This window comes from Staphylococcus sp. HMSC057A08, assembly GCF_001812925.1.
Lineage (GTDB): Bacteria > Bacillota > Bacilli > Staphylococcales > Staphylococcaceae > Staphylococcus > Staphylococcus hominis.
The window spans coordinates 79411-106284 of record NZ_KV810847.1; the positions used below are offsets into that span (position 1 = coordinate 79411).

The 26874-nt window shown below is 29.9% G+C and carries 24 protein-coding genes, 4 pseudogenes and 1 riboswitch; of the genes and pseudogenes, 14 read left to right on the forward strand and 14 right to left on the reverse strand.

The window, feature by feature from the left end; all coding sequences use genetic code 11:
- The first annotated feature begins 96 nt into the window (after positions 1–96).
- A riboswitch (TPP riboswitch) is annotated at positions 97–201 on the forward strand.
- 203 nt (positions 202–404) lie between these two features.
- Positions 405–2147, forward strand: a complete 1743-nt coding sequence (thiC, locus tag HMPREF2881_RS02285; RefSeq protein ID WP_002454650.1) for a phosphomethylpyrimidine synthase ThiC — start codon at positions 405–407, stop codon at positions 2145–2147.
- A 152-nt stretch (positions 2148–2299) separates the two neighbouring features.
- On the forward strand, positions 2300–3205 hold the full coding sequence (gene rarD / locus HMPREF2881_RS02290) for an EamA family transporter RarD (protein WP_002454651.1): 906 nt from the start codon (positions 2300–2302) through the stop codon (positions 3203–3205).
- Between the two features lie 71 nt (positions 3206–3276).
- Here the strand turns inward: rarD and HMPREF2881_RS11975 are convergent, their stop codons facing one another.
- A complete protein-coding gene (locus HMPREF2881_RS11975; protein WP_002488448.1) occupies positions 3277–3411 on the reverse strand; it encodes a hypothetical protein in 135 nt (44 codons plus the stop codon).
- A 754-nt stretch (positions 3412–4165) separates the two neighbouring features.
- Between HMPREF2881_RS11975 and HMPREF2881_RS02295 the strand changes: the two genes are divergently transcribed.
- Positions 4166–4684 carry an immunodominant staphylococcal antigen IsaB family protein gene (locus HMPREF2881_RS02295; protein ID WP_002454653.1) on the forward strand — a complete coding sequence of 173 codons (519 nt, stop codon included), beginning with the start codon at positions 4166–4168 and terminating at the stop codon, positions 4682–4684.
- A 48-nt stretch (positions 4685–4732) separates the two neighbouring features.
- Here the strand turns inward: HMPREF2881_RS02295 and HMPREF2881_RS11750 are convergent, their stop codons facing one another.
- Positions 4733–4897: a hypothetical protein gene (locus HMPREF2881_RS11750; RefSeq protein ID WP_002449328.1), complete on the reverse strand. Its 165-nt coding sequence runs from the start codon at positions 4895–4897 to the stop codon at positions 4733–4735.
- A 326-nt stretch (positions 4898–5223) separates the two neighbouring features.
- Here HMPREF2881_RS11750 and HMPREF2881_RS11980 point away from each other — a divergent pair, with 326 nt between their 5' ends.
- Positions 5224–5412 (forward strand): hypothetical protein, encoded by a 189-nt coding sequence (locus tag HMPREF2881_RS11980; protein ID WP_002454655.1) that lies wholly within the window; start codon positions 5224–5226, stop codon positions 5410–5412.
- A 258-nt stretch (positions 5413–5670) separates the two neighbouring features.
- Positions 5671–5852: pseudogene (locus HMPREF2881_RS11985) on the forward strand (hypothetical protein).
- A gap of 654 nt (positions 5853–6506) precedes the next feature.
- On the opposite strand, the gene HMPREF2881_RS02305 reads toward HMPREF2881_RS11985, so the two are convergent.
- Positions 6507–7115 carry a stage II sporulation protein M gene (locus HMPREF2881_RS02305; protein WP_002454657.1) on the reverse strand — a complete coding sequence of 203 codons (609 nt, stop codon included), beginning with the start codon at positions 7113–7115 and terminating at the stop codon, positions 6507–6509.
- A gap of 573 nt (positions 7116–7688) precedes the next feature.
- Here HMPREF2881_RS02305 and HMPREF2881_RS02310 point away from each other — a divergent pair.
- Both HMPREF2881_RS02310 and HMPREF2881_RS02315 read left to right on the forward strand, forming a co-directional pair.
- Positions 7689–9947 carry an ATP-binding cassette domain-containing protein gene (locus tag HMPREF2881_RS02310; protein ID WP_002454658.1) on the forward strand — a complete coding sequence of 753 codons (2259 nt, stop codon included), beginning with the start codon at positions 7689–7691 and terminating at the stop codon, positions 9945–9947.
- A 68-nt stretch (positions 9948–10015) separates the two neighbouring features.
- Positions 10016–10162, forward strand: a pseudogene (locus tag HMPREF2881_RS02315) (winged helix-turn-helix transcriptional regulator); the annotation flags it as partial.
- A 57-nt stretch (positions 10163–10219) separates the two neighbouring features.
- Here HMPREF2881_RS02315 and HMPREF2881_RS02320 read toward each other — a convergent pair.
- Positions 10220–10369, reverse strand: a pseudogene (locus HMPREF2881_RS02320) (alcohol dehydrogenase); the annotation flags it as partial.
- Positions 10370–10892: 523 nt separating this feature from the next.
- Between HMPREF2881_RS02320 and HMPREF2881_RS11620 the strand changes: the two are divergent.
- Positions 10893–10994 (forward strand): type I toxin-antitoxin system Fst family toxin, encoded by a 102-nt coding sequence (locus HMPREF2881_RS11620; protein WP_002497230.1) that lies wholly within the window; start codon positions 10893–10895, stop codon positions 10992–10994.
- A 278-nt stretch (positions 10995–11272) separates the two neighbouring features.
- Here the strand turns inward: HMPREF2881_RS11620 and HMPREF2881_RS02325 are convergent, their stop codons facing one another.
- The 3 genes from HMPREF2881_RS02325 to HMPREF2881_RS02335 form a co-directional block, all read right to left on the reverse strand.
- Entirely contained in the window at positions 11273–11842 is a 570-nt protein-coding gene (locus HMPREF2881_RS02325; protein ID WP_002488264.1) for a TetR/AcrR family transcriptional regulator, read from the reverse strand.
- A gap of 348 nt (positions 11843–12190) precedes the next feature.
- A complete protein-coding gene (locus tag HMPREF2881_RS02330) occupies positions 12191–13135 on the reverse strand; it encodes a glycine betaine ABC transporter substrate-binding protein (RefSeq protein ID WP_002454675.1) in 945 nt (314 codons plus the stop codon).
- A gap of 23 nt (positions 13136–13158) precedes the next feature.
- Positions 13159–15798, reverse strand: coding sequence for an MMPL family transporter (locus HMPREF2881_RS02335; RefSeq protein WP_002449922.1), 2640 nt, complete (start codon positions 15796–15798; stop codon positions 13159–13161).
- Positions 15799–16438: 640 nt separating this feature from the next.
- On the opposite strand from HMPREF2881_RS02335, the gene HMPREF2881_RS02340 reads away from it, so the two are divergent.
- On the forward strand, positions 16439–17047 hold the full coding sequence (locus HMPREF2881_RS02340) for a recombinase family protein (RefSeq protein WP_002454676.1): 609 nt from the start codon (positions 16439–16441) through the stop codon (positions 17045–17047).
- A gap of 164 nt (positions 17048–17211) precedes the next feature.
- On the opposite strand, the gene HMPREF2881_RS02345 is transcribed toward HMPREF2881_RS02340, so the two are convergent.
- From HMPREF2881_RS02345 to HMPREF2881_RS02355, 3 genes are read right to left on the reverse strand one after another with little or no spacing between them, the layout of a single operon-like run.
- Complete coding sequence (locus HMPREF2881_RS02345; protein WP_002454677.1) at positions 17212–17814, reverse strand: NDxxF motif lipoprotein; 603 nt, start codon at positions 17812–17814, stop codon at positions 17212–17214.
- Positions 17814–18380, reverse strand: a complete 567-nt coding sequence (locus tag HMPREF2881_RS02350; RefSeq protein WP_002454678.1) for an HAAS signaling domain-containing protein — start codon at positions 18378–18380, stop codon at positions 17814–17816. Before HMPREF2881_RS02350 ends, HMPREF2881_RS02345 begins: the two co-directional genes overlap by 1 nt.
- A complete protein-coding gene (locus HMPREF2881_RS02355; RefSeq protein ID WP_002454679.1) occupies positions 18373–18615 on the reverse strand; it encodes a PadR family transcriptional regulator in 243 nt (80 codons plus the stop codon). Before HMPREF2881_RS02355 ends, HMPREF2881_RS02350 begins: the two co-directional genes overlap by 8 nt.
- 627 nt (positions 18616–19242) lie before the next feature.
- Here HMPREF2881_RS02355 and HMPREF2881_RS12155 point away from each other — a divergent pair.
- Positions 19243–19656, forward strand: coding sequence for an NINE protein (locus HMPREF2881_RS12155; protein ID WP_002454680.1), 414 nt, complete (start codon positions 19243–19245; stop codon positions 19654–19656).
- Between the two features lie 588 nt (positions 19657–20244).
- Positions 20245–20436 carry a VraH family peptide resistance protein gene (locus HMPREF2881_RS02365; protein ID WP_002449597.1) on the forward strand — a complete coding sequence of 64 codons (192 nt, stop codon included), beginning with the start codon at positions 20245–20247 and terminating at the stop codon, positions 20434–20436.
- A 367-nt stretch (positions 20437–20803) separates the two neighbouring features.
- Here the strand turns inward: HMPREF2881_RS02365 and HMPREF2881_RS02370 are convergent.
- The 3 genes and pseudogenes from HMPREF2881_RS02370 to HMPREF2881_RS02380 form a co-directional block, all read right to left on the reverse strand.
- Positions 20804–21346 (reverse strand): annotated as a pseudogene (locus HMPREF2881_RS02370) (DsbA family protein).
- A gap of 102 nt (positions 21347–21448) precedes the next feature.
- Positions 21449–21712, reverse strand: a complete 264-nt coding sequence (locus HMPREF2881_RS02375; protein WP_002454682.1) for a hypothetical protein — start codon at positions 21710–21712, stop codon at positions 21449–21451.
- An 8-nt stretch (positions 21713–21720) separates the two neighbouring features.
- Positions 21721–21921, reverse strand: a complete 201-nt coding sequence (locus HMPREF2881_RS02380) for a hypothetical protein (protein WP_002454683.1) — start codon at positions 21919–21921, stop codon at positions 21721–21723.
- A gap of 456 nt (positions 21922–22377) precedes the next feature.
- Between HMPREF2881_RS02380 and HMPREF2881_RS02385 the strand changes: the two genes are divergently transcribed.
- Both HMPREF2881_RS02385 and HMPREF2881_RS02390 read left to right on the forward strand, forming a co-directional pair.
- Positions 22378–22596, forward strand: coding sequence for a hypothetical protein (locus HMPREF2881_RS02385; protein ID WP_002454684.1), 219 nt, complete (start codon positions 22378–22380; stop codon positions 22594–22596).
- Positions 22597–22624: 28 nt separating this feature from the next.
- Entirely contained in the window at positions 22625–23233 is a 609-nt protein-coding gene (locus HMPREF2881_RS02390; RefSeq protein ID WP_002454685.1) for an NDxxF motif lipoprotein, read from the forward strand.
- A 1316-nt stretch (positions 23234–24549) separates the two neighbouring features.
- Here the strand turns inward: HMPREF2881_RS02390 and HMPREF2881_RS02395 are convergent.
- Positions 24550–25914, reverse strand: a complete 1365-nt coding sequence (locus HMPREF2881_RS02395; RefSeq protein WP_002454687.1) for an FAD-dependent oxidoreductase — start codon at positions 25912–25914, stop codon at positions 24550–24552.
- A 300-nt stretch (positions 25915–26214) separates the two neighbouring features.
- Between HMPREF2881_RS02395 and HMPREF2881_RS02400 the strand changes: the two genes are divergently transcribed.
- On the forward strand, positions 26215–26487 hold the full coding sequence (locus HMPREF2881_RS02400; RefSeq protein ID WP_002454688.1) for a hypothetical protein: 273 nt from the start codon (positions 26215–26217) through the stop codon (positions 26485–26487).
- The last annotated feature ends 387 nt before the right edge of the window (positions 26488–26874 follow it).

A 26874-nucleotide genomic window follows, 5' to 3' on the forward strand; every position in this document is an offset into this window, starting at 1 on the left:
GTCTAAAAGTTATAAAAAATATTTAATATATTGACTTGATATTCTTGGAATTTTAAGTCATTGTATAAGTATAGGTTAAGTAACCTATAATTTAATAATCTCTGCTAGGGGTGCTTTATATTGCTGAAAGGAACATCATGTTCCAACCCTTTGAACCTGATCTAGTTAATACTAGCGTAGGGAAGCCAGTGAGTCACTTTACAATGACATATGGATGTTTTCATAATTTGATGAAAAGGTCAATTTAACTATTAATCATTTTCTTCATTATGATACTTACATATATTTTCGTATATATTCACTTATTCTTATGCATTCAGTATTAAGCTGAATGCTTTTTTTATGAATCATATAATCAGTGATATTTAGACCCTTCTAGTAACCTAACTTAGGAGGCAATGTTAATGAAACAAGAAAAAATCAATTTTAAAAGAACGTTTCCAGCAAGTAAACGTATTTTTAAAAAAGGCGAAGGTAATGATAGTGATATCTTTGTACCATTTCGAGAAATTGAACTTTCTGACACCCAATTAGAACAACGTAGTTTTCAAAATGAACCTGTCGTAGTGTACGATACAGCAGGTCCTTATCATGATGACAGTTATGAGGTTGATATCAATCACGGACTTCCAAAGGTTCGCGATGCATGGATTGAAGCACGTGAAGACGTTGAACATTATGAAGGTCGTCGTATTCAATCGATTGATAATGGTTTTTCAAGAGAAAGCCATAAAAATTATGTAGCTCATCCATTTGAATATCAACCAAGACGTGGCAGTAAAGATACCCCAGTTACGCAAATGTACTACGCTAAACAAGGGATTATCACTAAAGAAATGAAATTTGTAGCAATTAGGGAACAAGTGGAACCAGAATTTGTAAGGGAAGAAATTGCGAGAGGACGCGCGATTATTCCTAATAATATCAATCACCCTGAATCTGAACCAATGATTATTGGTAAAAACTTCTCTGTAAAAATCAACGCGAACATTGGTAACTCTATTGTGTCTTCATCTATTGAAGCAGAAATTGAAAAATTAGTTTGGGCCACACATTGGGGTGCAGATACGATGATGGATTTATCTACAGGAAAAAATATCCATACCACTCGTGAGTATCTCTTACGTAACTCACCAGTACCAGTAGGAACAGTGCCAATCTATCAAGCATTGGAAAAAGTAAATGGAGTAGCAGAAGATTTAACATGGGAAGCATATCGAGATACGTTAATTGAACAAGCAGAACAAGGGGTCGATTATTTTACTATTCACGCAGGATTACGTCTTCATTATATTCCATTAACTGTTGATCGTTTGACTGGGATTGTTTCTCGTGGTGGCTCAATTATTGCACAATGGTGTCTTGCACATCACGAAGAAAGCTTTTTATATACACACTTCGATGAGATTTGTGAAATTTTAAGTAAGTATGATGTTGCTATTTCTCTAGGAGATGGTTTGCGTCCTGGTTCAATTTATGACGCTAACGATGAAAGTCAATTTGCGGAGTTGAAAACTTTAGGTGAGTTAACGGATATTGCTTGGAAATATAATGTGCAAGTTATGATTGAAGGTCCAGGGCATATTCCAATGCATAAAATTAAAGAAAACCAAGATTTAGCAGATTTCTATTGTAAAGAAGCACCATTTTATACATTAGGACCTCTTGTAACAGACATCGCACCAGCATATGACCATATTACGTCTGCCATTGGTGCTGCTCAAATTGCGAGCCATGGTACGGCAATGTTATGTTACGTGACACCTAAAGAACATTTAGGTTTACCAAATAAAGATGATGTACGTGAAGGTGTGGTCACTTATAAAATTGCAGCACATGCAGCAGATTTATCTAAAGGCTTACCAGGGGCAACAGAACGCGACGATGCAATTAGTAAAGCACGGTTTGAGTTTCGTTGGATTGATCAATTCAACCTTGCGTTAGATCCTGATCGAGCAAGAGAATTTCACGATGAAACGTTACCCGCAGAATCAGCGAAAATTGCACATTTCTGTAGTATGTGCGGACCAAAATTCTGTTCAATGCGCTTATCACATGATATTCGCGATTCCTACAAAGAACAACTTGAAGGCATGAAAAAGAAAGCCGAAGAATTTAGAGAAGGCGGCAATAAAATTTATCATTAACTAGAAAATAGATAGATGATGAAGAAAGGTAGCGATTATATCTCGCTACCTTTTTAAATAGAAAAAACTCCTTAGATATACCCATTTCGTCTAACTACTGATACGATAGTGTTATACATATTTCCAGGGTAATATTGCTAGGAGGGTTTAGCATGGATAATCATGCAGAATTTAAAAAAGGAATTTTATTTGCGTTAGGGGCGCATTTATTATGGGGAATTCTACCTATTTATTGGAGATTCATTTACGGTATTAGCGCATTTGAAATTTTAGCGTATCGCATTATCCTTGCGATGGTTTTTATGATTCTAATGATTTTTGTATTAAAAAAATCACAAGCGCTTAAACATGATATCAATCAACTCGTAGCACATCCGATTCAACTGGTTGCGATTATCATTGCAGGTTATGTGATTACGATTAACTGGGGCACGTTCATTTGGGCAGTGTCTAATGGTCATGTGCTACAAACCAGTTTAGGTTATTACATTAATCCATTGGTGAGTGTCTTACTCGCATTTATTTTCTTAAAAGAGCGTTTCAATACATTTGAAACGTTAGCGATTGTATCAGCCGCAATTGGCGTCATTTACATGACAATGAAGATAGGAGAATTTCCAATTATTTCTTTAATGTTGGCATTCTCATTTGGAATTTATGGTTTACTAAAAAAATTGGTACGTGTTGAAGCGATGAGTGGGATTGCGATTGAATGTATTGTGACAGCACCAGCAGGACTGATTTATATCATTTATTTATGGCAAGCACACCAATCATCAGTCGGTTTGAATATGAGTACATTTTTACTCTTATTCTCTGGAGCGGTGACAGCTGTACCACTTATTTTATTCTCAGCGGGTGCTCGTCGCATTCCACTATCACTGACAGGATTTATTCAATACGTCAGTCCAACGATTATCTTTTTACTAGGGATCTTCGTATTTAAAGAGAAATTCGATATCCACCAATTCATTACATTTATCTTTATTTGGATTGGTATTGCGCTTTATAGTATCTCTCAATATATTAAAATGAAACGTAGTCCTAGACCAGAATAAAAAACAAGCCACCCCTCACTACTTAATGAGTGAAGGGTGGCTCTATTTATCATCTATAAAAATTATTTAAATTAGCCTAAAGAACCGTTACCAGTTTGGTTTTCATTTTTAAAATTTTTATAAAAAACGCCAGCAAATACTGCTACGATAGCAATAATGCCAATATATTCAGAAATTTTACGTCCTGGTGATTTATATCCAGCCATAATATGACCTCCATTTGTTAAGTTTTACGTAGTTAAAGCGTATAGTAAAGTATTCCCGTTTTTATAAAAAAAAAACATGTCCATCGTTAATTTTGATAAAGGTATTGTGGAGTGAACAAGATACATAGCTACACCAATGATCTTTATTATAGACAATACCTCCTTTACATCTAAGAAGTCTGCATATATCCATGCTACATATTTTTTATTATTTACATTTCTAGCAATTGATACCATGTCATGATGCTTTTTAATATTTCATAGGAATACTACTGATATAGAAAGAAGTACCGTTAATAGAATGAAGCAGAAGTATGATAAATAAACATAGGCATTATCTATTAAGTTTCTTCGCAAAGTAAGCAAAATAACTCATCATTATAGCGAAAATGACGGATGAAATGAAACAACGCACAATACCTAAATCTAATTTTAATAGTCGTTGTGCTAAGTAAAAGATTATAAAATAAACGATAAAAAAATATAGGAAATAACGTATTGTTTTCATTAGTAATCTCCTTATCAATTAAAATATGTATGATTTAAGGCTAACATGTATTAAATATAAATTAAAAATAATGAAAGAATAAAAAAGCAGAGTAATATTATAAGTATTATATAATTAATTAGTCTTTCAATTAATTATGTTTAAATAAAATTATATTTTAATTTATAAAAATTTTGAATGTATGAGTGTAATATTATATATTAAAGGTGGAAGTTCATTATAATTCTATAAGAGGAGTGATCCATAATGAAGAAATTTGCAAAAGCAATGGTCGTTGGTGGTATTACTTTAGGAACAGTATTAGGGTTTAATGTAACTGAGCATAACGGTGTATCAAATGAAGCACATGCACAAACACAAACGTCACAAGGTTATCATTATCATTATCAAGGTTATACAAAATCAGGTGGCGAATTCGTATTAAATCATACGTTCTATAATGCGTTAAAAGCTGGAAATGTGACATTTAACGGAATTAAAGTGAATGATCAGTATCAAAACGGTACATCAACAACAACGAAGTATGACCAAACATTTAATCAAGTCAAAGGCAACACAGCAGCAATGATTGATTTTAAGGTCGCACCTAAAAAAGTAAGCTTAGAACAAGTGAAAGACGTTTACGGAGATCATTATCAATATCAACAACCATTGTCTAAAAAACAAGCAGATAAAACAGAAGGATTATACGGTTACACAGTAGGTAAAGGTCATATTACATTCCATGTTACGGATGGCTACGTGGATCATGTTACTGTGTCATAATAGAAGATATAAAAGAGCAGCACCTCATTGTGAGGTGCTGTTTTTTTGTTAATCGAGTGTATTGATTAATGTCATAATGAAAGTCAATATACAAGCAATGATAATGACTAACTTTCCTTTTTCTGTTTTCTCATGTCCATGTTGGTATTCTCGTAAAACAAATAACCATGAAATGATAACTAGCAATCCTAAAACAATACTAATAAATTTCATGTAATGATCTCCTTGTACATCTAGAATTTTTGTTTCAAACATAACGTGATTTAAAATAACAATCAACTATCATTTTCGTGCAATTACAATAATGATAAAAGGCATTACGATTATTTATTATAGCTGAAATTTTAAAAGTATATTTAGAAAGCTACGTATATAATTTGTTAAAACTATAATTTAAACATACCTAAGACACTTATTTATATTCTAAATTTTTACATATGAGAATAAAATATAATGATACAAATAGTTTTAGAAATAGATTAATATAAAATGTTAACCTTAATATATGGATAAAAAAATATTATTAAAGGAGGATATTCATGAAAGATTCTATCTTTTGGAAAAAAGCATTTATTCCTGTGTATTTCATCGTGGCTTTCTTATTGTTTCTTCTTTTTAAATTTTACATACAGACTGATAACTTTTCCATATACATACTCATTTTTATTATAGCCAGTTTTGGAATAGCGTCTGTAATTTATAATTCTAAAAGTAAATATTGGAAATGATAAATAAAGAGATCATCTAAGAAGTTAAGTATCTTAGAAGGTTGGGATATTTTAATGATGAAAAAGTATTAAGTATAGCATTAATTAGTACTATATTATTAAGTGCATGGTCGATAAACATTAGTTGATGAAAATCGAGAGGATAAGAAACAGACACAAGAATCACATAATAATAAAAACCATAATCAAAATACTCTGCGAAAGGGATATTTAAAATTATGTTTGTGATAACGTTTTGTTGGAAAAGGAAGATTAATTTTGAAATTTGTTTTATATTTCGTATATTTCTTTGTTTCTTTTTTATTTTAAATTTGCTACTTGATTTAGTGATACCCCTCCTTGATTTTGATGTATATCCAAGTCTTATTTCTGCATTGTTTTTTGCAATATTTATGACTTTATTTACTTATGTTTTAAAAGGAAATAAAAGTAAAAAATAAAATGCACATTTATGACAAGAAGATTTGTTTTGTGTTGAGAAGAACCCTTAACTAAACTTGCAAACGAATGTTGGCATAGCGTGACCTATTAAGTCGACCATTCGACAAGTTTTGGGTTTGTTATGGGTTCGGAGATTCAACGTCAATAAAGCAATTGGAATAAAGTAAAAATTTTGAAATAATATAAATATCAAGAGGTGATTTATTATTCAAAATAACAGAATTGATATTAATAAGCTCAGTACATTTCATCGTATTTCGTTTGTTATGAATATTTTCTTTTTAATTTTTATGGCTCCAATTTATAGTTTGGATAATGTCTACTTATCAGTTGGTTGGACTATTTTGGGTTTAATAAATGGTGTTTATTTAATAGTTAAACAAAGACATGAAAATACTAATAAGCGTATTTGATGTACTAATAAAAAAGAGCCTAAACGCGGGTTCTTTTTTATTTTGAACATTTTTCACATAAAACTTTTTGAATTTTAGCCCAACTTTTTAGATTTGTTACGCCATTAAGATTTTTTGAATTTGTGTGTATTGTTATATTTTCGTTTTTGTCGATTTCTTTTTCACAATGACTGCATTTTAATTTTTCAAGAAACATAAAATGACCTCACTTTTTGCGATTTTGTATTTTTTTGATTGTAGTTAATTCATTAAATTTGAGAACATATCAGCTACATATGTTTCAGTAAATGCTGCCAATATAACCAATGGTAAACAGACGAATAAATATGCTTTTAATAAATTAAATAAACTTGTTTTGAAAGAGTAGTTTTGCTTTTTTTCTTTTCTGAATAGATTGGTTATTTTTCTTATAATTGATTTATTTAGCATATAAAGACCACTAATAAATATACAAAAACTCATAATTTCTAAAGTGTAATGGGGTATATAAGCGATTAAGTTAGTTAGACCTTTGTAAGTGTCAAAATGTATGAAAAAACCAAATAGTATTCCAGGAATAATAAGCGATACTATCAAGTTTAAAGTATATAAAAATGGTATGGGTATTAAAGCTAACAAAAGCATTTGTATTGGTACATGAAAGCCATTATTTTGTATAAACCCCCAAACTTTTTTTAGACCTTGTGATTTACTAACGCTTTCAGGTGAATTGGATCCTAATTGTTTTATAAATTCTTCTGAAGGATGAAAAAATAAAGCGATTGGAATTGTCATTAGTAGTAGAATTGTTGATAGTATAAAGAAATTTAATGCTCTTTTAAAATAATTTTGGTCTTTAATATTTAGCATAATTAACCCTTTCTTTTTTGTTTTTTGAAACGAGTATCATGAGTTTCTTCCTATCCAGATAATTAATAACTTTATAATAGAAAGTACTATATATTGAAGTGTATTTTATTTAAAAGTTCTATAAACATTTAAAGTACTGACATCTATCTTTTAATATTTGATATAACTCATTTTTACATAGCTCCTGTTTTTAAACAATACTGACAAATGAGTCATATTTTAAATTTTATAATTCTATTTATATCAATATGTTCGTAGATGACAAAAATTTCAGTATTAACAAATATTAACGCTATTGATATAAATATAGTGTAATTGAATTTTGAAAACATTTTTATATTACTCGTTGATATTGTAAATGTATGAAAACAAGAACAGCCACAGTTTCCTAATTATGCCTCTGGAAGCTATGGACCTAAAGAAAGTGAAAAAATTACTTAGTGAAGACGGATTGAATTGGTGGAATAATTTGTAATATAAAAGACTTAAAGTTGTCGTCTTTTGAATGAGTAGTTAATCATTGATTAATATGCAATAATCAATGTTGTAAAGATTATAAAGGGAGGATACTTAATGGATTTTATTAATATTACAGGTGCTTCACAAAATAACTTGAAAAACATAGATGTAAATATCCCAAAACACTTAGTAACCGTATTTACAGGACGTTCTGGTTCAGGGAAATCATCTTTAGTGTTTAATACTATTGCTGCGGAATCTGAACAGCTACTAAATGAAAGTTATTCCAGTTATATCCAATTTCATTTAAATCAACAACCCAGACCGAAAGTGAAAAAAATTAAAAATCTTCCTGTAGCAATGACAATTAATCAGAAAAGATTCAATGGGAATTCTCGCTCTACGGTAGGAACAGTTTCGGATATATATGCCTCCGTTAGATTACTGTGGTCTAGAATAGGCGAACCGTTTGTTGGCTATTCAGATGCATATTCCTTCAATAGTCCTAAGGGCATGTGTAAAACTTGTGAAGGATTAGGATATATTGAAGACATTAACTTAGATGAATTGCTAGATTGGGATAAGTCTTTAAATGAAGGTGCCATAGACTTTCCTTCTTTTGGACCAGATAAAGAGCGTGGTAAAGCCTATCGAGATAGTGGTTTATTTGATAATAATAAAAAATTGAAAGACTATACAAAAGATGAATTAGAATTATTTTTATATCAAGAGCCAATGACGTTAAAAAATCCTCCTAAAGAATGGAGAAAGTCAGCTAAATATGTAGGACTAATACCTAGATTCAGTAGAATATTTTTAGGCGATAAAGAATTTAATAAGAAACGCTACGCCAAACATCTTAAAAATGTAGTAAATAATAAAATATGTCCCACATGTAAAGGTCAACGTTTAAACTCGAAAATATTAAGTTCTAAAATTATGAGTAAAAATATTTCTGATTTCACACAAATGACAATTAAAGAAAATTTAGAGTTTCTTAATAAATTAGAGGATCCAACAGCTAAATATATTATTGATCCTCTCAAAAAGCAGTTAGAAGCACTAGAATATATTGGATTAAGTTATTTAACGCTTAACCGTGTCACGACGACATTATCAGGCGGTGAAGCGCAACGTCTTAAATTAATACGTCATTTAAATAGTTCTTTATCGGATTTGGTTTACATTATAGATGAACCAAGTGTTGGCTTGCATCCGGAAGATATAGCTAAAATCAATGAAATTTTAAAATCTTTAAAAGACAAAGGCAATACTGTGTTAATTGTTGAACATGATCCCGATGTTATTAAAGAAGGAGACTATATCATAGATATGGGGCCAGGTTCAGGAAAAAATGGTGGTGAAATCACATTTGAAGGAACATATAATGAATTACTATCTTCAAATACTTCGACAGGTAACGCATTACGTAACAAACATAATTTAAAAGAGAATATTCGTGAATCGAACCATTTTTATAATATCGGTCCTGTGACACAAAACAATTTAAATAACGTAAAAACGTCTATACCTAAACACGTACTAACAGTCTTAACAGGCGTTGCTGGTTCAGGTAAGAGTACTCTTGTTAAAGCAGGTTTTGAAAATAATGACCATACCATCTTTATTGATCAAAAAGCAGTTCAAGGATCTAATAGATCTAATCTGTTAACGTATTTAGGTGTTTTTGATAGCGTAAGAAGCTTTTTCAGTAAAGAAACAGGCTTAAATAAAGCTATGTTTAGTTATAACTCAAAAGGTGCCTGTCCAAATTGTGGTGGAAAGGGCTATATTAAAACGGAACTTGCTTTTATGGGTGATTTTTCACAGACATGTGAAGTTTGTCATGGTAAACGTTATAAACAAGAAGTATTAGATGCTACCATAGATGGGTATTCAATCGCCGATGTTCTCGATTTGACGGTTGACGAAGGTATTATTTTCTTTGATAAAAAGAATGATATTAAGTCAAAATTACAATCTGTAAGTAAAACAGGTTTGAATTATATGTCACTTGGACAACCTTTATCCACTTTGTCTGGTGGAGAGATTCAACGCGTGAAACTAGCACAACATTTAGATGAAGAGATAAAGAATAGTATTTTTATTTTTGACGAGCCAACCACTGGCCTACATGAATCGGATATCCCTATATTGATGGAGCGTTTTGATGATTTAATTGATCAAAACAATACAGTTATTTTGATTGAACATAATTTATCGATTATGTGTGAAGCAGATTGGATCATCGATGTCGGCCCAGGCCCTGGATTGGATGGCGGAAAGGTCCAATTTAGTGGAACACCTAAAAACTTCATTGATAGTTCAGAAACATTGACATCTAAACACTTGAAACGCTATATCAATCAGTAGAAATAGAAGAGTTGGATGCGTTTATATTTATTATATTCATTCAACTCTTTTCTCATCATAGGTTCTTTCAATATAGAAATATTGAAAGAATTGTCTATCCAGTAGTTCCACCAAAAGTTGAGTATAAGTTAACAAACATAGGAAAAACACTCGATAAAGTAGTTTATGCAATTTGTGATTGGGGGGATGAATTTCTGGAAGAAATTTCTAAATAGAAAAAGATTAAAATTTAAATATATATGTAAAAGACGCCTCAACTTTGAACGAGTTATTCAAAGTAAGGCGTCCTTATCTATATGGTATTGAGGTTTTAAAATAACTTTAATAGTATTATCTTTTTTCTGATCAAAGATATTATAAGCTTCTTTTACATCTTCTAACGGCATAGTATGAGTGATAATTTCTATTGGACCATTTACTTCACATACTTCCATATTTTTATATCCTTGATAAGCAATTGATTTCATACAATCATCCTCTTTTAGCCAATATGCTCCTGTTATTAAAATACAAACTCAAACGAGTAAATTAAGTAATTATTATTTTGTGTTAAATATACATAATTTACATATAAATCATGTGAATTTATTAAATATAATCATCTTTTTTAAAAAATAGTATCTATAACAAAAGGAGGATATTCCCCATTCATTCACCATCAAATTTATTTTCTTATACGCCTCACTATCTCAGAATATCAATGTAAATAATTTTTCTATTATTTACCCCAAAATAAAGTTTGAAAGTATATATATTAATATTACTCCAACAATGATTTTGAACCATATAGAAGAATTTGAAAAAATACAAGGAAAGAGAAAAACAGAAAATAATACATAATTTAACTTATCGGAAGTTAGCTATTATCACATATTCAAAGATGATATAATATAAAAGTCGCCTATCTCTCAGGCGTCAATATAGACGTAGAGAGGAGGTGTAATTATGCTTGATAACTTTGTTCACATCATGACCACAGCAGCGAGTGGTTGTATCGTCGCATTATTTGCGCATTGGCTACGCAATCGCAACGATAAGAAAAAATAGGCGACTATAGTCACACCTAAAAATCCCCTCACTACTTCCGATAGTGAGGGGATTTGGTGAATTATGCTTAATAACTTTGTTAAGTAGATTATAACACTGGTTAGTAGAGGAATGCAACAGAACCATATTTAATATGATTAATATAGGTATTTGGCCAATGGTCATTCTAGCATTATTAATCATAGCTAATAGTATTTTTATGGTTTACAAGACAGTAGACGTTAAAAAACGCAAATGACAAAAAAGCAATCTCACTCTTAATTTATGTGAGATTGCTTTTATTTATCATAATAATATAATGACGTTTCAAGCACATTATTTAATGTTACAAACACTTCTTCAACTGTATAGTTATAGTCATTTTCTACCCAACGTCGTAGTACTTCTATTACGCCACTACTGTAAAAATCAGCTACAATTTCAGGATGTTTACTTTCTCTAATCTTTTGCGCTAAGGGGTCACGCTTACGAGTTGAATTATTTAACATCATTTCGCGACCCACATTCGTTAAACTTCTAAATACATCTGCCTGTCGAGACGAAACTAATAGATGCTTAAAAATCTTTTTATTATTACAAATGTAATAAATAAAGTCTTCAAATGATTCAGAGGTTGTAATGTCTGCTGATGTGTCACCTTTAGCTATAATTTGTTGTGCAATAAAGTCAGGTAAAGTGTAGAGTAATTCATATTTATCTTGGAAGTATCTATAGAACGTACTGCGGTTGATTTCTGCAATATCACATATTTTTTGAACCGTGATTTCATCAAAATGATAATCATGTAAAAGTATAAACACTGTTTCATGAATATGTTTAATCATACGCTTTTGATTTGCTGACGGCATTATCTGATTCTCCTATTTATTTAATCTAGTCAGATAGCCTGACGTAATAAGAGTAATTTATCACAATAAAGTTGATTTTTCCAAACATAACAACTGATACTACGTTTAAATTTGTTTATAAAAAAAGAGTAAATAAGTTATTTGAAACGTTTAATACTATAAGAGCGATATAAAAAAGTAGGAGCGAAACTGAGTTTAGTTTCACTCCCTCGCAATATAGCTACGATTGAGAAGAGTTTGTCTTAAGCGCCTTCTCAACTTGGTTTGCTACTGTAAATTTGCATTATGAGTTTTAAATATGCTACACCAAACGAGCATATTCTTTATTTGTCTATCTTAACTTTGTAATTAGTTAGTCTCAATATCTTCTAACCATTCATCTACTTTATTATCATTATCATCCACATAGTCTTTAGCTACTTGTTCTGGATTTTTGTTATCAACAAAGATTTTTTTAGCTAATTTGTCTTCGTCAGATTTACTCCAATCATCTGCCATACGTGTTGCAATTGTGTATGCAGCTGGATGTGCCTCTTTAAAGTTTTTGTTAAATACTAAGTCAATATGTTGATTATTATTACCATAAATGTTGTCAGGATCTTTCAACATTTTAACGTCTAATTCTTTAGAGAACCAACTAGGTTCCATTGATGTGAAGACGATAGGTTCTTGTTGTTTAAAAGCAGATTGAATTTTCTTGAATTGGTCTTGGTCAGAACTTTCTTTCAAGCTATATTTATCCAAGTTGTCACTATCAAGTTCATCTTTAGTTTCTTGCATAACGCCATTACGTGCGTCTGTGCCTTGAATTGTCCAATCTACAGATTTTCCGAAGTCACTGTTTTTTAAGTCACTAATTGAGTCGACATCTTGCACGTACTTAGGTACGGCTAAACCTACTTTTGCGTTATCAATTAAATGTTTATCATCATAAATTGTTAATTTACTTTTGAACTTATCGTAGTAACTTTTATCAGTAGTAGGGAAGATACCTGATGCATGGAATGAATCAGAATTCTCTGATACAGCAGTATATAACGGGCCACTTGCTGTTACTGGTGTAGTTGTTACATCATAACCTGCTTTTTTCAATACTTCTGCTATAACTAGTGAACGTGGTGTTGAATTATCACTCGCGATATAAGGTATTTCGATTTCTTTATTACCAAGTGATGTTTGACTATCGTCTGATGAACCACTACCGCTACCACTATTACCACAAGCACTTAGCACTATAGCTAAGGCTAGTGTGGCTAGTAGTCCTAAGAATTTCGAACTACGTCGTTTTAACATAACGTGTTTCCTCCTTTTTAATATTAGTCTCTAAGTTCGTCATCATGACGATGTTGAGATGATCGGTTATATCTATCGTAAACACCTTTGTTGTTTTCACGAGCGTATAACATTAATGCTTTGAATAATACATCTTGATCAATATTGCTATCAGTTAATTCTTTGTATAAGTTTGTTGTTTTATCGAAATTTGAATCATGATAATCATCGTTTCTATCGTAATTGTCTTGATAGTGTCGATCATTATAATTACGCTCATCATGATGAGTATGGTCGCCATCTTGAGTATAAAGTGATTCATAGTCGATATCATCACGTTGATTATCATAATGATGTTGGCGATGATGCTGGTCATGATGATTATCTAAATGCACAGAACGGTTATAATCTTCGTCATTATAATTGCGATTGTGGTTACGTTTGTCATTTTGATAAACATAGTTATCTTTGTCTTGTCTAGCGTATTCATTATTTTTATCGTTGACATGACCTTTTTCAGAAGATGTGTCGTGATGATTATCTTCTTCTAAAGCTTTACCTTCAACGTCAATGTTTGGCAATACTGCACCTAACCATTTAGGAAGGTACCATGAAGCTTTACCAAAGAGTTTCGTCAATGCTGGAATTAATGTCATACGTACGACGAATGCGTCGAATAACACACCGAAACCTAATGCGATACCCATTGACTTAATTGCACTGTCATCTTGGAAGACGAATGCGATGAATACACTGAACATAATAAGTGCAGCAGCTACGATAACAGGTCCACTTTCTTTGATACCTACACGGATTGAATGATCATTGTCGCCAGTCTTACTGTATTCTTCATGTACACGTGTCATTAAGAAGAGCTCGTAGTCGATGGCAAGTCCGAATAACAATCCAATTGTGACTACTGGAAGGAATGCGAGTAATGGTCCTGTGTTTTCAATACCAAATAAGCTACCCATAAAGCCATGTTGAATGACTAATGTTGTGAAACCTAATGTAGCCATTAATGAAAGGATAAAGCCTAGTACTGCTTTTAATGGAACTAAGATTGAACGGAACACAATCATTAATAAGACGAATGCTAATACAACGATAACGCCTGCAAATACTGGAATAGCGTTGTTTAGTTTTTCTGACATATCGATGTTAATAACACTTTGTCCTGAAATTTCAGTGTCATAGTCATATTTTTCTTGCGCTTGGCTATGATAATCACGTAAATCATATACTAGATTTTCTGTTGACTGTGAGTTCGGTCCTTTTTCAGGAATGATTGTGAATAATGCGTAATTGTTGTTGTCAGTTAGTTGTGCTTTTGAAACTGTATCAACATTATCAATGTCTTCTACATCACTACGCATATTATTTAAGTCACGTTCGATAGTGCTTTTACTTCCACCATCTTTTGTATTTACTAACATGACAATTTGTCCGTTATAACCTTCGCCAAAATTATCTGAGATCAATTTATAAGCTTTGTATTCTGATGAGTCAGTTGGTTTTAAACTATCATCTGGAATACCTAAACGCATGCCACTGACTGGTATAGCAGCTAAAATTAAAATAATTAAACTTACAATAACAGCGATAACTGGCTTACCAACAATAAATTTTGCCCAAGGATGATCTTTAGGGTCTTTACTTTTAGATGGTTTATCTTTAATTTTAATACTTTTATGGAAGATACTGATTAGGGCAGGTAATAGTGTTAATGCTGCTAATACTGCAAATAACACACTAATCGCTGAAGCAAATCCCATAACCGATAAGAAGTCGATTCCTACAAGTGATAAACCACAAACAGCAATCATAACTGTAAGACCAGCGAATATTACAGCACTACCTGCTGTACCCACTGCTGTTGCGATAGCTTCTACAGTATCGACACCTTTTTTCTTAAGTTCTTTAAATCTAAATAGAATAAAGAGTGAGTAGTCAATACCAACAGCTAAACCTATCATTACAGCTAGTGTAAGCGTGAAGTTTGGAATATCAAAGATATATGTTAATAATGCGATGATACCAACACTTGAACCTAAACCGATGATTGCACTAATAATTGGCATACCAGCTGCGATAAGTGAACCAAAGGTAATAAGTAAGATTACGAATGCTACGACGATACCGACAATTTCTGATGTACCACCAATTTCAGCATTCATAGAGCTACCTTGAGCTTTTTCAATTTGCACATTGTGGTTGTCAGTTACATCTTTTAATTCTTTGTCGATGATATGTTTAGAAGAATCTTTTAATCCAGTTTGTGGAACTACATAACTTACGTTAGCGATAGCGGTATCGCCTTCATCGTTAACTTGTCCACTGTCATATGGATTAGAGATATTTTGGATATAATCATCATTTTGTCTGATATTGTCTAAAGCATCTTCAATATCTTTCTTCGTATCTTTATTATTGAGTCCATCATTCTTATTAGAATGGAAGACTATTTTCATCGAGGCTTTCTCACTGTCCTGATGAAATTCTTTACTAATTTTATCGTTTGTGTCTAATGACTTAAGGCCGTTCATAGTGATGTCACTGTCAAACTTCGGTGAGTTTATCATTAATGGCGTGATAATGACACCTAGTATAACAAGCCATCCTATAACACTTAGCCATTTGTTCTTAGCTATAAATTTTCCTAGTTTGTATAATAGCTTTGCCAAGACATTTCCCCCTATTTCATTAATTTATATCGCTTAAAGTATGGGTAGTATGTTGATGATTTGTGAGCAATTACATTAAACCGATACCTCAAATTAAGCATATTTAAAATGTTACATTTGATAATGTAACAAGTTATACCCACGTTCGGGTACCATTAAAAGTTTTAAGTCGTTGGAAAATGCAACACTTTGGAAAAAATGTTGGTGAAAATAGTGTGTATTAAGGGAATATATAAGAAAACAGGTAACCTCGTGATGATGGTATACCTGAAAATAATTTGGTACGTAGACTTACGATGTAGTTAGTTCATTAAATAAAACAGGAGAAGTAATGCGTCTATTAAGACAAAAATTACGCCAGGAATATAAATTTTTGGTTCTGTTGCAAAGTTAAAAATCATGTAATATTTATACTAAAAAACGAAAAATAATTAATACTAACAAAACTCTTTAAATGTACTCCTTTTCTCATTTATTAGGTGAATATTTCTAATATAACAAGTAAAGTGACACAAAAAAGTAAAAAATATTTATCTATATGTCTACTTGTGGTACACCCTAATCATACAAAATAAGTTATTGAATTTATAGTGACTAAAACGTATGATTAGGGTGTATATTAATTACGGAGTGAAAATGAATGATTATAGGTTATGCAAGAGTATCTTCGGTAGATCAGAATTTAGAGAGACAGCTAGATAATTTGAAAACATTTGGCGTAGAGAAAATATTTACAGAGAAACAATCGGGAAAGTCAGTAGAAAATAGACCCGTATTTCAAGAAGCACTTAACTTTGTGAGAATGGGCGATAGATTTGTAGTAGAATCGATTGATCGCTTAGGTCGTAATTATGATGAAGTGATTAACACAGTTAATTATTTAAAGGATAAAGAAGTTCAATTGATGATTACTAGTTTACCTATGATGAATGAAGTCATTGGCAATCCATTATTAGATAAATTTATGAAAGATCTAATTATTCAAATATTAGCAATGGTTTCAGAACAAGAACGAAATGAAAGTAAACGTAGACAAGCACAAGGAATTAAAGTAGCTAAAGAAAAAGGTGTATATAAAGGACGTCCTTTACTATACTCACCTAATGCAAAAGATCCTCAAAAACGTATTATTTATCATCGAGTTGTGGAAATGTTAAAAGAAGGGCAAGCAATTAGTAAAATTGCGAAAGAAGTAAATATAACAAGGCAGACTGTTTATAGAATTAAACATGATAATGATCTGGTTTAATAAACTTTACTTCGATGCAAATGAGAGCTTCTCACAGAGTCTTAAAACGAATGTTCATAATCTTTTTTAAGTTCACATTATAAATATATCTATTACAGTTAGTATTATTTAGATATAAATAAAAATCAAGCTACTAACTCTTTATAGAATTAGTAGCTTGATTTTTATTTTTTGAATGCTTTAGTTTTAATATTTTTGTCTTTTAAAAACTTTTCAATCTTAGCTTGTTCCTTTCCATTTACTTTTTTACTATCATCTTTAATTTCGTCAATGTTTTTTGTTGATACTTTTTTTTGATCTATACTTTTGTTAATTGCTTGATCAATTTTTGTATCCAAATTTTGATTAAATTTATTAGAATTTGATATATACTCACTTATTCTTAAAGTTTCTTTATTATAATCTTTAGGTAAGGTGTTGTTTTGAATATACTCACGAAAATTTTCATCATTATGTTTAATTAGATTATTTATTTTTTTCAATTTGTTGATCTCACTTTTATTTAGAGGTTCTTCAGAATCAACTTTGTCCTCATAGTATTCGCTAGCTTCTGAGAGCTCTTCATTTTTATCTAAATATATTTTTATCGATTTTTTAAGTTCATTTTCTGAAATCCGAGAGTTAATAATTTTTCTATCAAATATTTTATTAGGTATTGGCTTTTGAACTATTTTATCTGTTTCACTATCTTCTTTACTTTCTAAATTATTACAGCCTGTCAAAACAAGTGAAAAAATCAATAATCCTAAAATAAAAAATTTTTTCATTACAACTTCTCCTTCTTAAGGATAGCCATATTCCATTTTAAGTATAGAACTACAAAATTCAAGAAATATTTAGCAACAAAATAACCCATAAATCCTAATATAATACCTAATATGACTCCTTTGATTACTTCAAAGATATCATGCATACTAATTGTGTCAAAACCATTTATGACTCCAATTACTAATAATATTATTGAAGATACAATCATAATAGGAACTGCAATAACATAGGCTAATATCAATGGTAAGAGTAATAAAAGAACGAAAAAGCTAAAAGTTATTGAAATGAAATTAAAAATACTAAGACTCATAATAGAAAAAGCAGCTATGAATATATTTTTTATATTTTTTTCTTTTTCCACTTTGTTAATAGCAGTCATAGCATTGATTTCTTTTGATATCTTTACTGGGTCTCCTAATTTTTTTATAATTTCAGTATCATCTTTATTGTCTTTATAGCCACTAATAAAATGAGATTCATATTCATTTAAAATATCTTTTTTTTCATCTTTATCAACATTTTTCATTCTTTTTTTAAGGATTTCAAGGTATTGTTCTTTATTCATGGATATCATTCTCTTTCATAAATGAGTTTATAGCTTCGGTGAAATATTCCCACTCTTTTATTAATTCATGTAAACGTTTGTTACCTTTTACAGTGATACTATAATATTTTCGTGAAGGTCCTTCTTTGGAAGGCTTATAATAACTTTCTAAATAATTTTCTTTAACAAGCCTACGCAATAAAGGATAGATCGTACCTTCAGATATAATAATTTTATTAGTTATAATTTGAATCAATGAATAACCATATTGATCTTCCCTGAATAGAATTTTAAATCACAATTATTTATTAAACATTTCCCTTTGATTTTTAGGGAGTATTCTTTTATATTCAATGATTTCAACTCCGATCTTTAAAACAATAAATAATCCAAAGTTAAATTATATCATTATATAAAACTTTTATACATAATCATCTTGAACACAAAAATAAACAGTCTAATCATATTAATTTACCAGCTATAAATGCCAGTGACTTCCTTATGTACTATGCGAACGAAACTGAAAAGCGAAATAATGTTAATCATAAGAAAAAGAAGAAATACTAGCAAGAACAGAAAAGAAATAACCAAATGAGAAGATAGCAGACGGTTGAAATTACACAAAGATCATTCTCTAGTAATAAGAAGTTTAACTAAATATGTTATGTGTTACATTGGTTTTGGTTTAAAGATTACATTTATATGATTTGATAAGGTACATTCTATGTATTATCACAATGTATTTTAAAACGTGTATAATTATAGAAAAACCTTGATATTATGCGATTGTTCATATATTTCAGCAAAAAAAATACTAATGTTCATAAATATCTATAGAAAAAATTGTGTTTAAATATATCTTAAATTTAAGGAGAAAAATAATTTGGAAACAAAAATTGGACATCAAATACAAAAGTTAAGAAAAAGTAAAAACATGTCTCAAGAAAAGTTAGCTGAAAAGTTAGGCGTATCGAGACATTCTATTTCTAATTGGGAAAGACAAGTAAGTAATCCCGACTTAAAAACAATTTTAGAAATCACTAAATTATTTAATGTTTCTCTAAATCAATTAATTAAAGGAGTGGAAATCATGCAAGTTAATAAATATGTTTACTCTGCATTAGCATTTTTTCTAGGAGGTTTCGGGGCTCATAAGTTTTATGTTAAGAAAAATAAAAATGCTCTTCTTTATTTACTATTTTGTTGGACTGGAATACCGGGTGTGATAGGTATGGTAGAAGGTGTTTTAACACTTATGCGTCCGAGCGATAGTGAAAATAATATAGAAATAAATTAAAATAAAGGTAAATTTAAAAAAGGATGGTATAAATAATGATAACAGCAATAGTAGGCAGATTAATAATAACAACTTTATTACTTATAGGTGAAAAGTTATCAAAAAAGAAGAAAAATTCTAACATATTAAAAAATTATGGAATGATGATACATGAACACATTCGTTTTCGGCGTAGTCTAAATATTCTCTTAAAATAAAAAATAGATATATTAGATTATATTACACGTAAATTTGATTTTAGAACATACCTTTTAGGTGTTTAAGTACACCTTTGGATATATAAAATAAAAAAAGCTACTAGCAAAAAAACTAGTAGCTTAAATCTTAGTTGCATTTTGAGATAGTATTAATTTTTATATCTGTGCTATAACACCGATTACTTAAAACTAAGGTAAAAATCGACGAATGTCGGCATAGCATGAGCTATTAAGCCGACCATTCGACAAGTTTTGGGGTTGTTAAGGGTTCCGAGGCTCAACGTCAATAAAGCAATTGGAATAAAAAAAAACGGTTGTTAGAACTATAGTTGTATATATTTTTAAAACTTTAAAGTGTTATAATTAAGGTAAGTGTAAAGGAGGTTTTACTATGTCTGTAAAGAATGTATTAAAACAATCTTGGGAAGATCTTAAAAATTTAGAATTAAATTTTAAGAACGTAAGTATTGTAGTTGTTGTTACATTTATACTCAGCAATATTTTAACTCCGTTAGCAGGTATTCCTGTTGGTTTATTAGGTAGTGCATATTGGATTCAAAATAGAAAAAGAAAACAATCTTAAAGTATTAATTTTTTTGGTCCCCTTTTTCGAAAAAGGGGGCTTTTTGAAGCTTTTTTTGAAACGAGTTTCTTCTTGTCTTGATACTATATAGAAATAACGTTTTTTTAAATAGGGATAGACACTTATGTATTAGCTTTAGTGTGAATAATTTGAAAAATTTAAAGGTATTTATATTTTACTAAAATCAAGTTTGTTATTGTTACTTTTTGTTGTTTATTTAGACATAAGTTATGATTATGAGTAGTATCTTTGTATAACTTATTCATTTCTTTGATATAGTGTTTCTTCAATTTCAGCTATTTTTTCTAATATATCTTTAATATCGCTTTTTGAAAATTCATCAATATGATCACCTTTTTTAAATTAATTACTTCAAATACTTTTTATATTCTGTATAACTATAAGGATCTTTCAATTTTTTACCATTTACATAAACAGTTGGCGCCTCTTTAACTTTTTTATCTTTATAAAGTTTTATATCTTTCTGAGCATCTTTCCAAGATTGACTATTTTTAGTTTTATAATCTTTTTTAATTTTTTTTGCTTTTTTATCACTAATATTGAGTTTATCAATTTGTCGGTCAATTAATTGTTCAGTTAACCATTCATTTTCATGATTAGGTTATTTTGAAAAAATTAACTTTTGAAATTCTAAATAATGATTAGGGGCAATATTTTGAACTGCATGACCAGCTCTAAATCCTTTGATTGCATCTTTACCTAAGAATGTCATATTTACAAATTTATAATCAACCTTATCTTTATCAAGATAATCTTTTTGTAATTTAGGCACAATATTAGTTTCTACTTTTTTACAATAAGGGCACTTGTAGTCTACATAAATAATTATTTTATTTTCTTTTTCTTCTGAGCATCCTACTAAAATAAAAACAAGACATATTATTAAAATTACGTTACTCTTTTTCGTATTTTTTCTCCCACAAATATATAGCACATCAAATATTAAAATATTTGATGTGCTATAGTTTAATCTTATATATTCATTATAATATTAAAGTATAAATATAAAGAATATAAGAACAACTACTATATTAATAGGTAACAATGTGAAGCACATTTTTTTTGCTTTTTCCTGTAGTGAGTATTTTTTACTTAAATCACGTTCAATAAAAAATGTACTTCCAATTAAGATAATAAATAATAAAATATAAAGTAAAAGACTTTTAATCACTAAGTTTGTCATTGGAATTGCAAAAATAAATAAGATAGTTGCTTGACTTATAGTGAAAAAATATTTATCTATTAATTTTTTCATCTTTTCACCTACGCATGATTACAAGCAATAGATTCTCCAGTATATAACGCTCCCATTCCTGCTGCAAATCCCCAGCCAACAGGTCCGCTGACTCCTAATGCTGCCATTGCTCTTGATGTAGCTGTAGTATGAGCAAAACCAGTTACAGTTATAGCATCGCAAGCATCTCTATTACTCGTACTTGTACTATTTTTTTTGTTGTTTTTCAACTTCTTTTTTAAAAGCTACTAAATTTTCTTTCGCTTTTTTACCATTTTTTCCTTGCATAGTTTTATTATATTGATTCACATAGTTCTCAACATCATTAACTGTAACATCTAAACTAGAATTGCTTAGTTCATTCTTTAAATATTCTTTATCAATAATTTGTAATTCACCATTATCATTTCTTTCGAGATTATCATAAATGATATTGGCTATATTTTGATTGATTTTGTAATCTTCTTGATTAGCCTCCTAATATTTTTATATTTAAACCTTAACAAAAAATCATATTCTATTTAAATATCTAATTTACATTTTTTATTATTTATTTATAAAATTTTATAATGGTGGCTAGCAAAGCCAGTACTCCAAACCACTATATTACTTAAATCACCTTTGCATGTTTTATATGCTTAGGTTACGTTAAGTAATAACTTTCGAAGAAAGCGTGGTGGGAATGAATGAGTGAACGAGACACATTTGTGTCTAGCGACGATACTGTTAGGAAAAAACGAAAACCTAACCGCAAGGAGCCACATGGGAGAAGTCGAGAGAAAACCCCTAATTGGTTAAATAAAAGTAGAGATATGAGAGAAGTTCAAAGTGAAAAGTACGATCAAGATTTAGAATATAATCGAAAAGAATTTTTAAAACAACTTGAAAAAGATTGGGGAGAATAAAGAAAAGCTTAAAAAAGGAGAATGTTAAATGAATATTAAGAAATTTTTTGTGTTAATAATGATTTCTCTTTTATTTTTTTCATTAACTGCTTGTGGTAACTCTACAGAAAAATCAAAAAATCAAACTTCTAATAAAAGTGAACTACCAGCAATACCTAAACAAGTATTTTCATCTAGTAAAATTAATGAAAATATCAGTAAAAAAGAAATTAAAAAGAGTGTTTCAAAATATTTAGATACAAATCATGCTTTAATTGAAAATATTAAAAGTTTAAGTAATAAAGATAACTTAAATAAAAATGAGTTAAAAAAATTAAATTCATTAACTGAAATGAATGATAAAAATGATAGTAATTTTTCTAACTTTATTCAAAACAATAATTTACCAAATGGATATAAAGATGGAGTGTTTAAAACTAAAGATTATATAACAACTGCTAATCAGTACTTAAACAAATTGAATACACAAATACAAAAAGTAAATAAAAATTCTAATTCAGATAATCTATCTATAAAAGATATTGATAAGATAAATTCAATTAATGAACAATATAAAAAAGACGTAAATGGAAAAAAACAAAAAGAAGTAGAAACATTTTTAAAAGATAAAAATATAAAAACTAAAGCATTTAACTAATAAAATACTTAGTTGATTTTTGAGTGATTAAAATTTTATACACGAATGTGATCATAAAGTTTTAGAACGAATTTGCGTCCACCTTTTATTTTTTATATAAATAGTCACCAATAAATTCTACTAAAAAATGAATAATTGTACCTAAAATAATAGCTAATAAACAAAGTAAGATAATACTATATTTGTCGCTTAGTGAAAATAAAGAATACAATAAAATCAAAATTACAACTGATGTTGTTTTAAAAGTGTTTTTGAAAGTCTTTTTATCTATTTTCCTCATCTCCTTCTCTAAATTTAAATTAACAAAAAATAATATTTACATAAATGAATTTTTTTTTTATCAGTCTATAAAAGTTCTATATTCAATAAAAAGAAGAATCAAAAACCAACCATTAGTATTATTCTAATGGCTATTATCTTGGTTATTTAGGCTATTTAATGTTTATTTTACTAACAGAATAAATCTATATAATATTAACTAATAAAAATAGATAATAAAGTGTCAGATCAATGGTATATAAAGGAGGAATAAACAGTAGTAAAGAAAAAAAACTTAAACGCTGTTAAATCAATGTTTAAGCCTTTTAATTTGTTTGATATAATCAGTGAATTATAGGAAGTCATTTCGTATGTTATATATATTTTAAGCCTGTTGTTGAGACATTTATTGAAAATATTGCTTATAATGAAACCAAATTAATAAATATTAACAGCTATATTTTTATTTATTAATTTGATGATTTGAAACTATGAGTGGCTAGTAAAGATGAAAAAGTATTCTTAAACTTTGATATTATAGGTTTTTTACGTTTTTTTATGCTTTTTTGTTTCTGTGGCAATGATAGCGCTCAGCCGGTATGGTTGACCACTTTTCATACTAACTTTTAAATTTGTATATAAATGGACAGTGTCTAAAAAATTATTCACTGGTTTTTCTCAAATTTTAGTTGATGTACTTAAAATACATTTATTTGACTCATATTTGCGTTTTAAAAGCTTATATAAAATTGCCTCTAAATCTTTAAAATAACCCTTAAATTTCAAAATAAAGGTATTTAAAATTTTAAAAATGAAAAAAGCTACTAGTGAAATCAAGCAAATCGTGAAGAATTGGAAAAAGAAGAGAAGGTTAATCAAACTCGCTACATTAAAGAAATGTATCTCTAAATAAAGTAAGAATCGATAAGTGGGTATGCAGATTTATCGATTCTTTTATATGCTTTCAAAGGGTTGGAGTCTCTTTAAAATGGTATTAAGCTCATTAAAAAGGTGCGTCTCTTCTCGAGGAGAGACACACCTTTTTTGTCCGTAAGGGTTTAGAAGAGTTGTTTGTCTTTAGGGAAGACATCGTCGCCTAATGCGCGTTGTGCTAGGATGTTCAAGTAGTTCCATGGACGGTTAAAGTCTGGTTGGAAGAAGAAGTCGACTAATGCGAGTTCTTCTAATGTCCAGCCTGCATTGATTGCAACCGATAGTGTATTGATAGATTCTACTAAGTCTTCCGTACTCATAATTTGTCCGCCTAGAATGCGATGTGTATCTTCATCGAACATGATTTTAAGGTGAACTGTTGTATCGTCTTGACGGAATTTAGGACGCACAGGTACTTCGATATATTTTGCTCCTAAGTTGCCGTCGTAACTGTCTTTTTCTGTTTCATGTACGCCTGTTTGACCGAATTTGTAATCGAATAAAGAAAGACCAGATGTGCCTGAAACGCGTGGCATCTTCATGTCTTTGCCTGCCATGTTGCGTGCTGCTACGTAACCTTGACGACGAGAGTTAGTTGCAAGTGCAATATAGCGGTCTTCGTTGATAGGCGCGAATGGAATAAGCGTTGCGTCGCCACTTGCATAAACGTCTTTTTCTGATGTTTCTAAGCGGTCGCTGATTTTGATAATGCCTTTTTTGCCGAGTTCAACTTTGCCGTCTAACCATTCTGTTGCAGGTTTAACGCCGACAGCAAATAATACTGTATCTGCTTTGTATTCGCCGTCATCTGTGACTACGGCTGTAACATTGTTGTTATCGTCTGCTTTCAAGGCTTTAACGCTCGCATTTCCTTTGAATTTTAAGCCGTGTTCGGCAATGTTTTTCTCTAAAATATCTGTAAATTCTTTATCTAAATAAGTGTTGATAATACGATCGTGGTCATCCATAAGTGTTGTATCGATGCCGGCTTTGGTAAAGGCTTCGGCTGCTTCGATACCGATATAACCGCCACCGACTACAATGGCTTTCTTCGCATGTTGCATGCGTTCTTTGATTTTGCCGGCCCATTCTTCACCACGCATAAATAAGACATTATTGTAATCATTGATGCCATTGATTGGTAGTTCGTTTGGTACAGCACCTGGACTTAAGAATAATTTATCGTAAGAGACTTCTGAAGTATGGCCATCTTTTCTAATAGTCACGGTTTTATTTTGGGTATTTAAATCCGTTACCGTTGTTTGAAGATGCAAGTTCACGTCTTGTTCTTTTAATGATTCTGCATCTGCATAATGTAAGGAATGTAATGATGGTGCAACATCTTCTAAATAACTTTGAATACCGCAAGATAAGAATGAAGGTGCTTCGGCACTTTCAAATACTTCGATTTCCGCCTCTGGATCTGATATTAATAATGTTTCGATTACAGCATAGCCTGCATGTGATGTTCCGACTACTACGTATTTCATAATAGTGAAGTCCTCCTTTGGTTGAGTATTTACGCTCTTTTTTATCTATTTTAAAAGTTAATTTAATTTTCTTTACATTTGTATTTACCCTTCAGAAGGCATTTTATTCAATAGAGTAGGGTAATATGGGCAGTGTTAATAAAATTGTTATAATTGCGGTCGTTTTAGGATATTTGCTGTTTATTTTACTAACGGCATAAATATACAATATACTAAAGAATGAAAATAAATGAAAACGTATCAAATCAACGTTTAATCCTCTGTTTATAGTTAACATAAATGTAGGGGGCTAATAGATAAATGATAACTTTTATATACCAACTTATTTTATTTTTTATAATTATAGGAACGTATGCTTTAATGCGTGGAGGATACATGGATATTGAATGGAATTTTTTATTATCTATGTATGGCATGTTCGTTGGATACTTGGTAATGTTCTATTTTTCGATTTATACTAATACTGACTTTAGTAGAAGAACAATAAAAATAATATCAACAATCAGTATTATTTTAATGACTATTATCTTAGTTATTTTAGGACATTTGTTGTTTATTTTATTAACAGAATAAAGATACAAAATGAGAATATTCTTCTTAATATAGCTAATACAAATAAGATTAATCAAATAACAACTAACGATTTTACTTTATTATTCTAATCACTTATTTGAGAAATAGGAGTTTTTTTAATGAAGAACAATAAAAAAGTAACCATTAATACAACCTTTCATGTAATTAACTTAACTGTATAATAATCTTTATCGTAGCCGTAGTGTTAAAAAAATTAAGTTTTATAAAACAGCATGATATTTTAGGTACGATACTTTATATAATAATTATGCTAATAAGTGCAGTAGTGATATACAATGTTCATTTATACTTTTTAAAAAAATTAAAAAAATAATTCATGGAGAAAGCTCTTTTTTGTTAAATTTATACCATTGTATAAATATCATT

Excerpts from the sequence above, each read along its gene's own strand:
- thiC (WP_002454650.1), top strand. The coding sequence starts at position 405 with ATGAAACAAGAAAAAATCAATTTTAAAAGAACGTTTCCAGCAAGTAAA.
- rarD (WP_002454651.1), top strand. The coding sequence starts at position 2,300 with ATGGATAATCATGCAGAATTTAAAAAAGGAATTTTATTTGCGTTAGGG.
- HMPREF2881_RS11975 (WP_002488448.1), bottom strand. The coding sequence starts at position 3,411 with ATGGCTGGATATAAATCACCAGGACGTAAAATTTCTGAATATATTGGC.
- HMPREF2881_RS02295 (WP_002454653.1), top strand. The coding sequence starts at position 4,166 with ATGAAGAAATTTGCAAAAGCAATGGTCGTTGGTGGTATTACTTTAGGA.
- HMPREF2881_RS11750 (WP_002449328.1), bottom strand. The coding sequence starts at position 4,897 with ATGAAATTTATTAGTATTGTTTTAGGATTGCTAGTTATCATTTCATGG.
- HMPREF2881_RS11980 (WP_002454655.1), top strand. The coding sequence starts at position 5,224 with ATGAAAGATTCTATCTTTTGGAAAAAAGCATTTATTCCTGTGTATTTC.
- HMPREF2881_RS02305 (WP_002454657.1), bottom strand. The coding sequence starts at position 7,115 with ATGCTAAATATTAAAGACCAAAATTATTTTAAAAGAGCATTAAATTTC.
- HMPREF2881_RS02310 (WP_002454658.1), top strand. The coding sequence starts at position 7,689 with ATGGATTTTATTAATATTACAGGTGCTTCACAAAATAACTTGAAAAAC.
- HMPREF2881_RS11620 (WP_002497230.1), top strand. The coding sequence starts at position 10,893 with ATGCTTGATAACTTTGTTCACATCATGACCACAGCAGCGAGTGGTTGT.
- HMPREF2881_RS02325 (WP_002488264.1), bottom strand. The coding sequence starts at position 11,842 with ATGCCGTCAGCAAATCAAAAGCGTATGATTAAACATATTCATGAAACA.
- HMPREF2881_RS02330 (WP_002454675.1), bottom strand. The coding sequence starts at position 13,135 with ATGTTAAAACGACGTAGTTCGAAATTCTTAGGACTACTAGCCACACTA.
- HMPREF2881_RS02340 (WP_002454676.1), top strand. The coding sequence starts at position 16,439 with ATGATTATAGGTTATGCAAGAGTATCTTCGGTAGATCAGAATTTAGAG.
- HMPREF2881_RS02345 (WP_002454677.1), bottom strand. The coding sequence starts at position 17,814 with ATGAAAAAATTTTTTATTTTAGGATTATTGATTTTTTCACTTGTTTTG.
- HMPREF2881_RS02350 (WP_002454678.1), bottom strand. The coding sequence starts at position 18,380 with ATGAATAAAGAACAATACCTTGAAATCCTTAAAAAAAGAATGAAAAAT.
- HMPREF2881_RS02365 (WP_002449597.1), top strand. The coding sequence starts at position 20,245 with ATGTCTGTAAAGAATGTATTAAAACAATCTTGGGAAGATCTTAAAAAT.
- HMPREF2881_RS02375 (WP_002454682.1), bottom strand. The coding sequence starts at position 21,712 with ATGAAAAAATTAATAGATAAATATTTTTTCACTATAAGTCAAGCAACT.
- HMPREF2881_RS02385 (WP_002454684.1), top strand. The coding sequence starts at position 22,378 with ATGAGTGAACGAGACACATTTGTGTCTAGCGACGATACTGTTAGGAAA.
- HMPREF2881_RS02390 (WP_002454685.1), top strand. The coding sequence starts at position 22,625 with ATGAATATTAAGAAATTTTTTGTGTTAATAATGATTTCTCTTTTATTT.
- HMPREF2881_RS02395 (WP_002454687.1), bottom strand. The coding sequence starts at position 25,914 with ATGAAATACGTAGTAGTCGGAACATCACATGCAGGCTATGCTGTAATC.
- HMPREF2881_RS02400 (WP_002454688.1), top strand. The coding sequence starts at position 26,215 with ATGATAACTTTTATATACCAACTTATTTTATTTTTTATAATTATAGGA.